Below are 14331 nucleotides of genomic sequence, written 5' to 3'. Positions count from 1 at the left end.
TAAGCGGTGCGCCGCCCCCACACTTTCGAGCAGACGCCTGATCTGCGAGTCAGAGGCTTCTTTAGTGTGTGGGGGCGGCGCACCGCTTACAATTGTCCTGCAGTCGGAATTTTCCCGATCGTTTCCTCTCCCCCACATACACCGTCACTTCCAGGCTCGATGCCTGATGGCGTGCCGGATCCGCTGCGGTTAGGGGCGCTGGCGCCGGACCGCGCGGGATTTGGCGGGATTTGGCGGCTTCGTTCCTTGCCGTTCGACTCGTCCGCAGCGATGTGAGCGACCCATCCGGGGCAACGCCGCGCCGGGTTTTTCCGATTGTTCCGGAAAACAACCGAATTCTGTCAGAAATGTAAAAATCGGACCAATCCGGCGAAAGCTGTGGGTGGTGTAAAGGCTTCATCCGGTCCCGACCGACGGCAGATGCCCTGCCCAGGCAACGAGAGACCCGGTTCGCAACCTCTGCCGGATGGCGGAAAATACAAGGAATGAATCAAATGCGTACCTCCATCTTCTCACTCGTAATCGCCGCAGCCGTTTTTGGCGCAGGCTTCGCTTCGGCCGAACAGAGCGTCGGCACAATTCAATCGCTGGATGACACGGCCCGGACGGTGACGCTGTCCGATGGGGTCACCTACAGCTTCGACGACATGACCAAGGCCCATGAGGCGCTCGTTGGCTTTCAGGTCGGCGATGCCGTTGCCATCAACTGGGATATGGTTGGGCAGACACATCATGCCCGGTCCATCGCACCGGACTTCTCCGCTCATGTGACCGGAAAGGTCGCCGCAGTGGACGAGGCGATGAAGTCGGTCACCCTGGACAATGGCGTCACCTACACCTTTGACAACGGGTCCAGCAAACGCACCGATCTGGGTGGCTACAGGGTCGGCGATGAGGTCAGCATCGTCGCGAGCAGCGAAGGTGACATGGCTGTCGGCCACGCGATTGCGCCGTACCATTCGGCCGAAGTGACCGGTGTCGTGAAATCCGTCGACCAGGCAATGCATACCGTCACCCTGGAAGACGGCCAAGTCTACAAGTTCGACATGGGCACCACCAGCAAAACCGATTTGGGCGGGTTCCGGAGCGGCGACAAGGTGTCGATCACGGTGGCAAAGATCGGCGACACCAACTGGGGCCGGGCGATCAGTTCCGCCAACGGATAAGACGTTGCAGCACAGGAAAAGAGACCGGGGGCATCTGCCCCCGGTTTGCTTTTTGGGAGCTATCTTAAGCCGACTTCCCCCACTCGCATCACATTTGTCCTCAGGTTCACCTGATCAGGCGCGTTGATCGAGCATTTTTCGGCCCTTGAGACGCGCATCGCTGCGGAGGCAGCCGCAACAGCGCGGATCAAGATGTAAATCCGCATCATCCTGCCCCGGCCACCCCGATGTGCGACACGATGGTCAGAGCTATCCCGCTGCCTCGGGCACTTCAGAGATTTGATGAGACCGAGGTCGCGCAAAAGCTCAAGCCCGGCGAGATTATGCAGGCGTTGGGACTTAAGCCCCTAGGGTCAAAACTGCGGAGGCGGTGCGTTTATCCTTGTACAGCTTCAATCAGGCATTTCGGGCAAGCCCGCCAGGTCCAGCGCCTGATCCATTTTTGCGATGAAGCTTTCTGGGAAACACCAGCGTACGTATGCATAGCGTGCGTCCGCTCGTGTAAAGCCGGGTTTGAGTTCGTGTAACCGCGAGACGGCGCGCCGGGCTTCCGGCAGTCGATCCAGGAACGGCAGGGTGTAGGCGAGTTGAAGATGGCTGAGCCACAGGTTCTCGTCGTACGCGTGCATGAAGCCATCGAGTGCAGCCTCATAGTCTCCTGCGATCCACGCCGATTTGCCGATTGGCCAGTACCACCAGCGGGCGTAGCCCTGCGGCGCAAGGTCGATGGCCCGCGCCGCCAGTGCTGCGCCGTCCTCCCAATTTCCGACATAGGCAGTCCAGTTGCCGACGCCGCCGAGGATGTTGGGATCGTCGGGATTGATCTCCAGCGCTCGGCGCGCCGCCGTTAGGGTCTGTTCGCGCAAGCAGTTCGCGTAATACGCGCGTGCCATCGCATAGTAAGTGGCGGCGTCCAGCGGCGGCTGCACCGCTTCCGCTTTCTGGACCGAGACAAGCGCTTTTTCGGCCAGACCCCTGCGAAAGTCCGGATTCGAACGCGCCGGCTCGTCCAGACCGACACCCCACCAGTACTGCTGCGCATAAAGCGCGCCCTGCAGCGCCAGCGCCCGTGCATCGCGAGGGTTCACCTCGATGAGTGCGGACAGGCATGCCGCAGACCGCGAAGCGATGCGATCATTGTTCTGGTTTCCCTGAAGCTGATAGCTAATAAGGTAGCATTCCAGCGGAGACAGGTTCTCGACCGGTTTGGTTTCCGAAGCATCGAAAAGAACGCGGGCGATCTCTCCGTTCAAAGGAGACGCGAGCCGCGCCGCTATGCGCGGTGCAAGTCCGTCACCGGTCTCGTAGGTTTTCGTGAAAATGATCCGTCCCGTCGTGCGATCCGTAACGTCGGCCAGGATCCGATGTGTTGGAGTGGACGACAGGTCGAGGTCGAAGCGGGCCTCCTGCGCCACCCGGGTAAGGCTCCCGTATCGGTCGATCGCGTGCCCTAGGTCCGCAGCGAGGCCCGCGGTACCGGCATCCGATGAAATGGCTATAGTGGTTGGCTCGGCCTCGGTGGCTGGCTCGCGCAGCACCAGGGCCGCCCCGATAAGGGCGATCGCGAAGACAGCTGCGGCCAGTACCGCAAGTTTCGACGACTGGTCGGCCGGATGGCGATCAGGGATCAGCCGAAACCCAATCCGCGGGATCGTCTCAATGATGGTTTTGTTTCTATCATCGAGCGCGCGTCGGATGTCACCGACGCATTGCGTAAGGCTGTCTTCGGTCACGGCCTGTGCAGGCCAGACGGCGTCGAAGAGATCGTTTTTCGACACCGCTCGAGGGGCCCGTTCCGCCAGTGCAATCAGCACGTCAAAAGACTTCGGGCGGAGAGGCGTGAACGTTCCGTCCGAAGCTATCACGCCGCGACGCACCGCGTCGATGGTTGCGCCCTTGAAGGTTGGCATCGATGCGCGGCGGGCGAAGATTTCGGGCAGTTTCGGCATAATTTCGGACCGACTTTCGGGACGCGGGACAGGCAGCAGGCAATATTTCAGGACTAATGTTCTGAAAGGAGGATAATATGCAGCCTGCAATACTTCTAGTGACGGTGGCGGCGCTCGCCGCCGGAACCGGGCTCTGCGCTGAGACAGACCTTAAGACGGTCTCGGATGGCGAGGGGCCCGTGATGCTATTCTTGCATGGGTCTATCTCGGACCACCGCGTGTGGGAGCCGGTGCGCGATGCCATGCCCGGAGATATTCGGACAGTCGCCTATGATATGCGCTATTTCGGCGAGGCCGACTGGCCGGATGATGGCGACAGCTTCTCTATCGACACACATGTCGATGATCTTGTAGCCGTCATCGAGGATCTGGATGTCGGCGCGGTTGACCTGGTCACATGGTCCTATAGCGGAGAGATCGGCATCAAGGCGGCGTTAGAGCGGCCCGAACTGTTCCGGTCCATGGTCCACTACGAACCGGTCATCGCATCGCTTCTCGAAGGCCCTGAAGCCGAAACGGCGACCAAGGACTTGATGTCGCGCTTCGCACCCGCGGGGGCGTTGCTGAAGGAGGGCGACACCGAGGCGGCGGCGATGCGGTTTGTCGAAGTCGTGTTTAAGTGGGACGAGGGACAAGCAAACAGCGAGCCGGCCGACTGGCAGTCCATATGGAAGCTGAACGGTCGCACATTGCCGATCCAGTTCGCCGCACCGCCAGGCCTTCAGGTCACCTGCGGCGAGCTCTCTGTTATCGACATCCCGACTCTCGTCATCAAGGGAAGCGAGACCCATGAACGATACTCGCTGATGTCGGAGGCGCTGACAGACTGCCTGCCGGACGCGACGCTGGAGACCTTCGAGGGCTTCGGTCACGATGGCCCCTACAGCGCCCCTAAAGATTTGGCTGGCTCGCTGGTATCATTTGTGAGCCAGTGATTGGCTCGGCTGGGCGTCTCAACAGACGCTCAGCTTCGGTGAGTAGTTGCTCGCACCTCAATGCCGCTAGAGCAAACGTAGCTACAGTGCCGCGAACGGTGGGGGACCGAATGTCCGGCCCAGGCCGCTAGCTGCCGCCCGGGCCGCCACAGCGAAAATCCGCAAAGTCCTGTGATCTGTAGGTTCACCCAAACTCAGATTATGCGCCTGCAGCGAATGACCGCAAAGCGGGCTGCTACCGCAGCATCAGGACCAGCCAATCGACGGCTGCGTTGGGCCGATTGCACCGGTTAGCTCGTCTGATTTACCGATGCCCGACCCAACCGCGATTATCGGTGAAGACGCGAGCGTCGGAGATTTGTGTGGAGCCGTAGCCGTCTGGCAAAATGTCCAGAGGCTCAAACGGTTGCAGGGAGGCCGCCAAGAGGATATTGGTTTGGCCCCGCGCGTTCACATGACCCTGAACGGTCTCAACGTGCGGATAATGCTCCCGCAGGATCGCATGGACGCCGCGCGCGAGGGGGCCGTCGGGTTTATCCAAAAGGTTCACATAGACTGGGCCATCGACGATCTCCCTCAGGCGGGCGAAGGCCTCACGCGTGACCAGATGCGCCGGGACCGAGCCGGAGGAGAACGCATCCATCACGGCAGCGTCGAAGCGTTGACCGGTTTCGTTGAGGTAGACCCGGCCGTCGGCATGAACGATGCCGAGCTGACCGTCGGCGACTTCATATTCTGATGCGTCATAGCCTTGCTGCGCGATCATTTCCGCGGCGGCCGGCATATGCACACGCACCACCTGTGTCACCAGCGGGTCGATCTCCACGGCCACCGCCTGTGCCTTTGGCCGCGACGCGAGCAGCTTTGTGGGCAGCGTGTAGCCACCGCCACCCACGAACAGAACCGATGCCTCCGGCCCCAGATCGCGATCCATGCGCGCCCAGAGCCACTCGGTATAGCTCAGGACAAGTCCGACCGTGCCATCGTCGGACTCAACTGGCGCGACGCGCTCGGCGGCTTGCAATGTGCCGTCCGAGACAAGGCGTATCTCCGGGCCGCGCTGGACGACATGCAGGCAGGACAGACCGGATTCGTATTGGCAGGCCGGGGATCCGGCGAGACCCGCAAAGGCGACAAAGCCCACCGCCGCGATGGTTACACTGGGACTGCCCCACTGGCCGCCGCGCAGAAAGGGCAGACAGAGCAGCGCCACAGCTCCGCAGGCGGCGAAGGTCGCCGTTGAGCCAATCAGGGGCAAGGTCACGAACCCGGCGAGGATGGCCCCGATGATCGCCCCGACCGACCCTGCGGCCAGCACGAAACCCAGCGACGATCCTTCCCGGCCCGGCCGCGCCTCAATTGCGAGTTTCGCAAGCAAGGGCGACGGCAGAGTCACACAGACAGAGGCTGGAAAGAACACGAGGAACACGCTGAGCATCATTCCATCGGTGCCGCGCGCGCCCCAGGAATGCATCAGACCGAGCAGCGTTGGCGATACGGTCATCAGCACCGCCGTCGCGACAAGCGCGCTGCGGACATTGCGCAACGCGACGGCACGAGGCCGTTCCGCCACGACCCCACCAAGGGCGCTGCCCAAAGAAAACCCGCCCAGAACGGTCGCGATCACGGTCGTCCAGCTCAGCAGCGATGTGCCGAAGAAAGGCGCCAGCACGCGGCCCGCGGCAATCTCGTAGGTCAGCCCCACGGCGGACAGAACGAGGATGAGGGCGATGGTGACTGAAAAGCGAATGGCGGCCTCCTTTTCGTTTTTAGGGGCAGCTGAGCGCTACTGCCCTCGCATGATCCCATGAACATGATCCCATGAATTAGCAGGCTTTTCCCAGAAATCATGTCTTCGCGGACCAGCGGGGCTGATGGGCATTTTTACAAGTGTGCAGGTGAGGATAGCACCAGTTTGCAGGCTGTCGTGATGACGGAGGGGCATGCAGGGGGCAGGTCAAGCGAAATCGAGGAAACGATGTGTCGGCTGTCAACCTTTCCGCGATCTGTGAGTTCAGCTGGCGCCACACATCGCGCTCGCAGCGAATGTCGGCAAAGCGAGCTGCGGCGGCAGCATCTTGAAGGTGAGTCCAAGTTCCGACTCTGGGCCGATCGCTTCAATCGTCGAATACCTTGGAGCTTCTGACTCGTTCCCCATTAGGATCAGGATTCATAACCAGTAGATGACGGTTGCAGCGAGGGCGATGGCTGAGAGGAAGACCTTGGGACAGCGGTCATAGCGTGTCGCCACGCGCCGCCAATCCTTGAGCCTACCGAACATAATCTCGATTCGGTTGCGCCGTTTGTATCGGCGCTTGTCATATTTCACCTTCGTCGTGCGCTGCTTTCGGCCTGGGATACCGGCGCGTATCCCTTTGTCTTTCAACGCGTCTCGGAACCAGTCGGCGTCATAACCGCGATCGCCGAGCAGCCAGTCGACCTTGGGCAGGTTGCTCAGCAGCGCCCGCGCGCCGATGTAGTCGCTGACCTGCCCGGCGGTGACGAACAGGCTGAGCGGTCGCCCTTGGCTGTCGCAGATCGCATGCAGTTTGGTATTCATGCCGCCCTTGGTTCGACCGATCAGACGACCACGCCCCGTCCGTCGGGAAAACGATCCACTGGATCGTTTTCTGATCCTCCGAACTTCGCGGCCATGCTGGTCGCGGTGCGGTGTGCCTTCAGGTAGGTCGCGTCGATCATCACGGTCCTTTCTTCGCGGTGTCCGGCAGCCAGGCCGACCATCATCCTGGCGAAGATGCCTTTCTCGCTCCAGCGCTTCCACCGGCTGTACAGCGTCTTGTGCGGCCCGTAGGCTTCAGGCGCGTCGCGCCAGCGCAAGCCATTGCGATTTATGAAGATAATCCCGCTCAAGACCCGTTTGTCGTCGACCCGAGGCTTGCCGTGGGACTTGGGGAAGAAAGGGGGAAAGCTTGGCCATCTGCTCGTCGGTCAGCCAGAAAAGGTCGCTCATGTCACCGCTCCGTTTTCCGGGCCGTGAATCACTTAGCGCTTTGAAAACCAATGCATCCTGACCCTAGATGTTTGATCCCAGGGTTTGATGGTGTGATCCTTTCGAAGGAATGGAAGGATACCCTATGGGACAAGTTCGTCACGGAAGCGCCACGACCACGTACGCCGTCAGAGCAGCAATACAGCGATCGCAAGCTTCGCTCGCGACGTTGAGCCGGGAGCTCGGCATCAATCCCAAGACGGTTGCGAAGTGGCGCAAACGGCAGACGGTCGATGATCTCAAGACTGGCCCAAAGGAGCCACGTTCGACGGTCCTCACCGAGGGCGAAGAGGCGGCCATCGTCGCGTTTCGGCGCCACACGCTGCTGCCGCTTGATGACTGCCTGTATGCCCTTCAGCCGTCCATCCCACACCTGACACGCTCAGCGCTGCACCGGTGTCTACAGCGGCATGGCATCTCACGCCTGCCTGACATCGAGGGCGACAAGCCGAAGCGGTCGAAGTTCAAACGCTACCCGATCGGCTTCTTCCACATAGACATCGCCGAAGTGCAGACTGCTGAAGGAAAGCTCTTCCTGTTCGTCGGCATCGACCGCACGAGCAAGTTTGCTGTGACCCAGCTTGTCGAGAAGGCAGACAGAAAGACGGCTTGGGAGTTTCTCCAATACATGCTCGAAGCCGTGCCATATCAGGTCCACACCATTCTAACCGACAATGGCATTCAGTTCGCCGAGCAGCCACGGAACCGGAACACCGCGTATTCACGGCCGATGCGCTTTGACATGATCTGTGAGGCAAACGGGATTGAGCACCGACTGACCAAACCCAACCATCCCTGGACCAACGGACAGGTCGAACGGATGAACCGCACGATCAAGGAAGCCACTGTAAAGCGCTTCCACTACGACAGCCATGATCAGCTGCGAACGCACCTCACAGACTTCATGGCAGCATACAACTTCGCGCGTCGGCTCAAGACCCTCAACGGACTCACTCCTTACGAATACATCTGCAAGATCTGGACATCAGAGCCGGACAGATTCATCTTAAACCCGATCCACCAGATGCCGGGACTGAACACCTAGACCGTAAAGGCGTCTCTGAAGGCTTGCAGCGCTGCGATCTCGTCACCTTTTGCAAAGGCTTCCATGCCGACAGGACCGGAATATCCAAGCTGCGAAAGCGTCTGCGCAACCGCCGCATAGTTGATCTCTCCGGTTCCCGGCTCACAGCGGCCCGGATTGTCTGCGACCTGAACCTCGCCGATCCAAGGCAGGCAGGCTTCGCACCAGCGGATGAGATCTCCTTCTCCGATCTGGGTATGGTAGAGGTCGAGGTTGATCCTGAGCTGAGGGCGGTTGACGGCGGACACGAGGGACAGAACGGCTTCGGTCGATCCGAACGGGCAGCCCGGGTGGTCCAGCGGGTTCAGGTTTTCCAGCGTGAACGTCACGCCCTCTTCCTCGGCCATGTCACAGATGCGGTTGAGCGTGTCACGGGCGCGGAGTTCCATCCCCGGTGCAAACGTGCCGTGGCGTGGGATCGGGATGCCACCATCGCCAAGCCCGGTGCCATGCAGGTTCAGCCGATCAACACCCAGCCGCTTGCCGACCTGCGCCGTCTCACGCGCCGATTTCAGCAGCATGTCTGCGCCGTCGTCGTCGGTCAGCCGCCCTTCGAGATAACCGTTCATGATGGTGAAGTTCGCCCCGGTTTTCTCCAGCGCGTCCAGGTCCCATTCGGGCCAGTTCCAAAGACCGACGCCAAAGCCTATCTCGTGAAGCTTCGCTGCACGCCAGGCGATCGGTTTGTTCTGCCAAAGCATCTCTGCGCAGGCGGCGAGTTGAAAAGGTGCAGTCATCTTAGGCGTCCCGTTCCATAATCCATTCGACCTCTGGTGCTGGCACGAAGCGCCACTTGCGCTGCGGGCCGGCCATGACGTTCAAATAATACATCTCGAACCCGTATGGCGCGCCGCAGGGGTGGTGGCCACGCGGCACAAGGACGACATCGCCGTCCGACACCGCCATGGTTTCGTCAAGCCCTCCGTCGTCGGTGTAAACCCGCTGGATGCCGAACCCCGAGGCCGGGTTCAGTCGGTGGTAGTAGGTTTCTTCCAGGTAGGTGATACGCGGGAAGTCATCCTCGTCGTGCCGGTGGCTGGGGTAGGACGACCAGTGGCCCGCGGGGGTAAAGACCTCGGTCACCAGCAGGCTGTCGGCGTAATCCTCGTTCTCCATCGCGATGTTGTTGATGTGGCGGGTGTTGGTGCCCTTGCCGCGTTCGGTCAGGGTGATGCCGTCGGGGCCGATGCGGCGCGCCGGGTGTCCGCCGTGGCCCGGTGCGCTGCACACCGCCAGCACGCAGTCGGTTTCCGCCACCGCCTGCCAGTCGCTGCCATTCGGCAGGTAGAGGCAATGCGGCGGGGTCTTTTCGAACACATCCATCCGGTCGCCCAGCACGCCCCAGTCCTGTCCCGCACCGGTGATCGCGGCCTTGCCTTCGACCATGACAAGGATCACCTCGCGATCCCCCGTTGCCTCGGCCGCCCTGTCGCCCGCACGCAGGCGATAGAGCGAGAAGCCCACATAGCGCCAGCCCGCGCTTTCAGGGGTGATCTGGTGTACCTTGCCACGGGTGCCGAAGGGTTTCATCAGAAGATCGGGCATGCACGCTACCTCTCGATTTCGATGCCGGAGCGGCCGCAGATTTTCGTAATGTGGTCGAACCCGATCTTGGAATATTCGAAGGGCGGGGCCTTGGCGGGGTCCTGTTCCGCCTCGACGACGATCCAGCCAGAATAGTTCATCGCTTTCAGCCGGTCGGTGATGGTCTGGAAGTCGATGCACCCCTCGGGATCACCCGGGACCGAATAAACGCCGGCCGCAACCCCGTCGAGAAAGCTCTTGTCCTCGGCGCGCACCCAATCAAGCACGGGCTGGCGCACGTCCTTGAAGTGGACGTGGTGGACGCGATGGCCCCACTTGTCGAGAACCGCGACGGGATCAGCCCCGGCAAAATGCAGATGCCCAGTATCGTAGAGCAGCGTCAGGTCCTCGGACGAGCCTTCCATCAGCCAGTCGATGTCTTCGGCGTCCTGCACCATCGCACCCATATGGTGGTGATAGCTGAGCACGACGCCCTTATCCTTCGACCACTTGGCAAGTTCGGACAACTCTTTGCCATATGCCATGACCTCATCCCGCGTCAGCTTGGGACGCTGGCTCACGGGTTGGTCGCAATTGCCCTGAATGGTGTTCGAACATTCGGCATAGACGATGCAGGGTGCATTGAGGGCGGCGAATTGTTCGACTTGCCCGCGGATCGCCTCTTTTTCATCGGCGAGCGACAGGCGCATCAGATCACCCGAGCACCAGCCTCCACAAAGCGCCACGCCATACCGGTCCAGATAAGCGCGAAGACCCTCGGTGTCGGCAGGCATACGTCGGCCGCGTTCGACGCCGGAATACCCAATCCGCGACGCATCCTCCATCGCACCTTCGGTTGTGAAGTCCTTGGTCAGTTCAGGCAGATCGTCGTTCTGCCAGGCGATCAGGGAAATACCGATCTTTACACTCATCAGTCTGCTCGCTGTTTTTGCTTGTTTTCGGTGTATTTCTCATGCGCAGCGTTCACTTCGGCGCGCTCGGAAACCTGCGGAACGCCAACGTCCCACCAGGTTCCGCCCGGTTCGGTGGACGGATATGGGTCGGTATCGATGACGATAACAAAGGGGCCCGTGATGGTGTCCCGCGTGGAGAGCGCTTCTTCCAGTTCGGCAATCGAGGCAACCTTGACCGAGGTCGCCCCCATCGCTTCGGCGTGCTTGGCAAAGTCGATATTGGAGTTTTCACCGCCGATCGCATGATCGAGCAGATTGTTGAACTCCGCTCCGCCGCAGCCCATCTGCAAGCGATTGATGCAACCGTAACCGCGGTTGTCTGTGACAACGACGGTAAAGCTGATGCCCATCATCGCCGCCGTCGCCATCTCGGAATTGGCCATCATGTAAGTGCCGTCGCCGGTAAAGCAGATCACATCCCGCTCCGGTTCGGCCATCTTGATCCCCATGGCACCTGCGATCTCGTAACCCATGCAGCTGAACCCGTATTCCATATGGTAGGACCCAGGGCGGCCTGCCTTCCAGAGCTTGTGCAATTCGCCGGGCATGGTGCCTGCCGCGCACATGGCGACGGTGTTCTCTCCGGCTGTCCGCTGCACGGCGCCGATCACCTGCATGTCGGTCGGCAGCGCATTGCCCTCGCCGGGGGCTTCTGTCAGCGGATCGACCTTGACGAACCAATCGGATTTCAGCGGCTGCGCGTCCCCCTCAAAGCGCGCCTCGGAAAGCGCGGTACCCAACTCCTCCAATCCGACACGAGCGTCCGCCATCAACGGCATAGCGCCGTGTTTGGCCGCATCATGGGCCGCAACATTCAGGCTGACGATGCGCCGTTCAGGATTCGCAAAAAGCCCCCAGGACCCGGTCGTAAAGTCCTGAAAACGCGTGCCGACGCCAAGGATCACGTCCGCCCGAGCGCAGACCTCATTGGCAGGTTCTCCACCGGTCACGCCTACGGGGCCAAGGTTCAGCGGATGATCCCAGGGCAGGGCCGATTTCCCCGCTTGCGTCTCGGCCACCGGGATGTTGTGGGCTTCGGCAAAGTCCTTCAGGGCTTCGGTCGCCTCGGCGTAGTGCACGCCGCCGCCGGCAACAATCACCGGACATTTGGCACCCTTGAGCACGTCGGCCACGCGCGCAAGTTCGCCGTCGTCCGGGCGAACGCGGCGCCGATACCAGATCTTCGGTTCGAAGAAACTGACTGGGTAGTCGAAGGCTTCGGCTTGGACATCCTGACAAAATGCCAGAGTGACCGGACCGCAGTCCGCCGGGTCTGTCATTGTGCGGAAGGCGCGGGGGAGGGCGGTCAGAAGCTGTTCCGGTCGCGTGATCCGGTCGAAGTAGCGGCTGACGGGCTTGAAGGCGTCGTTGACCGATACGGTTCCGTCGCCGAAATCCTCGATCTGTTGCAGAACGGGGTCCGGACCCCGGTTCGCAAAAACATCGCCGGGCACCAGAAGCACGGGCAAGCGGTTCACATGGGCCAGACCTGCTGCCGTGACCATATTCGTGGCGCCCGGTCCGATGGATGACGTCACCATCATCGCGCGTTTACGGCGCAGCTGCTTCGAGTAGGCAATGGCGGCATGCGCCATGGTCTGTTCATTGTGCCCGCGATAGGTCGGCACTGCGTCGCGGCTGGCATAAAGTGCCTCGCCAATACCAGCGACATTGCCGTGGCCGAAGATGGCCCAGCAGCCCGCGATGAAGGGCTCTGCCTCTTCGGTCAGTTGGGCCGCGATGTAGCGCATCATGGCCTGCGCAGCGGTCAGTCGGATTGTCTTACTCATGCGGCATCCTCCATGGCCCGTTTGCGGGCCTTGTCCCAAATCTCGCAAAGGCGCTGATAGTTCTCGGCCATCTGATCGACGGCTGCGCGATCGTTCAACTGCCCCTGCATCCAGGCGCGCGCCGCATCGCCGAAGATCGTGCGTCCCACGGCGAATCCCTTGACCAGCGGTTGCCGGGCGGCCAGCGCGAAAGAGGCGGCAAGCTCTTCCTCGGGCGCGTCCAGCCCCAGCACCACGATCCCGCGCGTGCGTGGGTCGTTGCGTTCGATGGCGGCGACGGCACTGGCCCAGGCGGCTTCGGTCTTGAACGGCTCCAGCTTCCACCAGTCGGGAAAGACGCCCGCGTCATAGAAGCTCTGGATCAGCGTTGCTGACGTGTCATCATCGACCGGGCCGACCTTCGACGGGATGATTTCCAGCAGGAATTCCAGCCCGTTGCGCCGCGCGGCGGTAAAGAGCCGCTTGACCCGCGCGATCTGCATCTTGGCGGTCTTGTCGTCGTCATCGGGGTGGCAGAAGACCAGCAGCTTGACGACGTTTTCCCGCGCCCATTCGCGCAATCCGCCCAGATCGTCGCCCAGGTCCGGCTCGAACGCGATGGGTCGAGACCCCGGAAGCTCGGTCGGGCGACCGATCCAAAGGCCGCTGCCGGTGGCCCGGTGCAGGGCACTGCGCCCGATCCGGTTGTCGCAAAGAATGCCGTAGCCGGGCTGGCCATTCTGAACTTTCAAAGCCGCATCGAGGCACAGTTCCTTGAATTTCCCGCCCTTTTCCGGCGTGTAACCCTCCATCTCTTCAAGCTGAAGGCGGTGGTCAAAGGCGAAGGTCTTGACCGAAGACCAGTCGCCATGCCGGTTGGTGGCCCAGTGCACCTGTTCCAGCTCGGCATCGTTGCGCAGGTCTGGCCGCTTGATCCCGCGTTCAAAGAAGAACTGGAGCTCATCCCAACTCGGGTAAGCCGGGGTGCAGCCATGACGGCTGACCGCGAAGGCACCGCAGGCATTGGCGTATTTCAGCGCCGTGGGCCAGTCCGCCCCGTCGAGCCAGCCTTTCAGCAGGCCGGACATGAACCCGTCGCCGGCCCCCAGCACGTTGAAGACCTCGATGGGAAACCCCGGCCCGGCCTGGCCATCGTCGAGGCTGTCGGGGATATCGCCGGTGAAGGCCACCGCGCCCGCCGCCCCGCGCTTGCACACCAGCGTCGCGCCCGACACGGCCCGGACCGCACGCAAGGCGGCAATGGTGTCGGTGCTGCCGCCGGCGATGTGGAACTCCTCTTCGGTGCCGACGATCAGATCGAACAGATGCAGCGTCGACTGCAATTTCGCCGTGACCGCCGCGCTTTCCACAAACCGGCTTTCGCCGTCGCCATGTCCCGCCACGCCCCACAGGTTCGGGCGGTAGTCGATGTCGAGCGCGGTCTGCTGCCCGTTCGCCCGCGCGATTTCGAGCGCCTTGATCGTCGCGGCCTCGACCTCGGGGTGGCTCAGATGCGTGCCGGTGGCCACCACCGCCCGGGCAGAGCGGATGTAGTCGGGGTCGATATCGTCCTCGGTCAGCCCCATGTCCGCGCAGTTTTCGCGATAGAAGATCAATGGAAAGCTGTCCTGATCGCGGATGCCCAGCAGTACCAGCGCGGTCAGCCGGTCCGGGTCCGTCTTGACGCCGCGGGTGTCGACCCCTTCGCGCCCCAACTGCTCGCGTATGAACCGCCCCATGTGCTCGTCACCCACGCCGGTTATCAGCCCCGATTTCAGCCCCAGCCGCGCGGTGCCGCAGGCGATGTTGGTGGGCGAGCCGCCGATGTATTTGTCGAACGACCCCATATCCTCAAGCCGCCCGCCAATCTGCGCGCCGTAAAGATCGACCGAAGACCGGCCAATGGTGATCAGATCAAGG

Annotated in this window: 10 protein-coding genes and 1 pseudogene; 3 read left to right on the top strand and 8 right to left on the bottom strand. The window is 61.7% G+C overall.

From position 1 onward, the window contains the following. Positions 1 to 494: 494 nt before the first annotated feature. Positions 495 to 1166: a hypothetical protein gene (locus tag ACOXXX_RS19550; RefSeq protein WP_422828305.1), complete on the top strand. Its 672-nt coding sequence runs from the start codon at positions 495 to 497 to the stop codon at positions 1164 to 1166. A gap of 392 nt (positions 1167 to 1558) precedes the next feature. Here ACOXXX_RS19550 and ACOXXX_RS19545 read toward each other — a convergent pair whose 3' ends face one another. Continuing rightward, the gene (locus ACOXXX_RS19545; protein WP_422828304.1) at positions 1559 to 3115 is read right to left on the bottom strand and encodes a winged helix-turn-helix domain-containing protein; all 1557 of its coding nucleotides are present in this window, start codon (positions 3113 to 3115) and stop codon (positions 1559 to 1561) included. A gap of 77 nt (positions 3116 to 3192) precedes the next feature. Between ACOXXX_RS19545 and ACOXXX_RS19540 the strand changes: the two genes are divergently transcribed. Continuing rightward, positions 3193 to 4050, top strand: coding sequence for an alpha/beta fold hydrolase (locus ACOXXX_RS19540; RefSeq protein WP_422828303.1), 858 nt, complete (start codon positions 3193 to 3195; stop codon positions 4048 to 4050). 304 nt (positions 4051 to 4354) lie between these two features. On the opposite strand, the gene ACOXXX_RS19535 is transcribed toward ACOXXX_RS19540, so the two are convergent. Further along, a complete protein-coding gene (locus ACOXXX_RS19535; protein WP_422828302.1) occupies positions 4355 to 5755 on the bottom strand; it encodes a fused MFS/spermidine synthase in 1401 nt (466 codons plus the stop codon). A 465-nt stretch (positions 5756 to 6220) separates the two neighbouring features. Next, positions 6221 to 7021 (bottom strand): annotated as a pseudogene (locus tag ACOXXX_RS19530) (IS5 family transposase). 124 nt (positions 7022 to 7145) lie between these two features. Here ACOXXX_RS19530 and ACOXXX_RS19525 point away from each other — a divergent pair. Continuing rightward, the gene (locus ACOXXX_RS19525) at positions 7146 to 8105 is read left to right on the top strand and encodes an IS481 family transposase (RefSeq protein ID WP_422828301.1); all 960 of its coding nucleotides are present in this window, start codon (positions 7146 to 7148) and stop codon (positions 8103 to 8105) included. On the opposite strand, the gene ACOXXX_RS19520 is transcribed toward ACOXXX_RS19525, so the two are convergent. The 5 genes from ACOXXX_RS19520 to ACOXXX_RS19500 all read right to left on the bottom strand — a co-directional run. Then, positions 8102 to 8881: a TIM barrel protein gene (locus tag ACOXXX_RS19520; protein WP_422828300.1), complete on the bottom strand. Its 780-nt coding sequence runs from the start codon at positions 8879 to 8881 to the stop codon at positions 8102 to 8104. The two genes, ACOXXX_RS19525 and ACOXXX_RS19520, sit on opposite strands and share 4 nt — an antisense overlap. Before the next feature lies 1 nt (position 8882). Then, positions 8883 to 9689, bottom strand: coding sequence for a 5-deoxy-glucuronate isomerase (iolB, locus tag ACOXXX_RS19515; protein WP_422828299.1), 807 nt, complete (start codon positions 9687 to 9689; stop codon positions 8883 to 8885). A gap of 5 nt (positions 9690 to 9694) precedes the next feature. Beyond that, positions 9695 to 10600 (bottom strand): myo-inosose-2 dehydratase, encoded by a 906-nt coding sequence (gene iolE / locus ACOXXX_RS19510; protein WP_422828298.1) that lies wholly within the window; start codon positions 10598 to 10600, stop codon positions 9695 to 9697. Continuing rightward, a complete protein-coding gene (gene iolD, locus ACOXXX_RS19505; protein ID WP_422828297.1) occupies positions 10600 to 12432 on the bottom strand; it encodes a 3D-(3,5/4)-trihydroxycyclohexane-1,2-dione acylhydrolase (decyclizing) in 1833 nt (610 codons plus the stop codon). The genes iolE and iolD overlap by 1 nt, the downstream gene beginning before the upstream one ends. After that, positions 12429 to 14331: bifunctional 5-dehydro-2-deoxygluconokinase/5-dehydro-2-deoxyphosphogluconate aldolase (locus tag ACOXXX_RS19500; RefSeq protein ID WP_422828296.1), on the bottom strand; the 1903-nt coding region annotated here is incomplete at its 5' end. The genes iolD and ACOXXX_RS19500, both read right to left, overlap by 4 nt.

The organism is Thalassococcus sp. BH17M4-6 (assembly GCF_049323015.1).
Lineage (GTDB): Bacteria > Pseudomonadota > Alphaproteobacteria > Rhodobacterales > Rhodobacteraceae > Puniceibacterium.
This window is presented reverse-complemented; position numbering and strand designations above follow the sequence as displayed.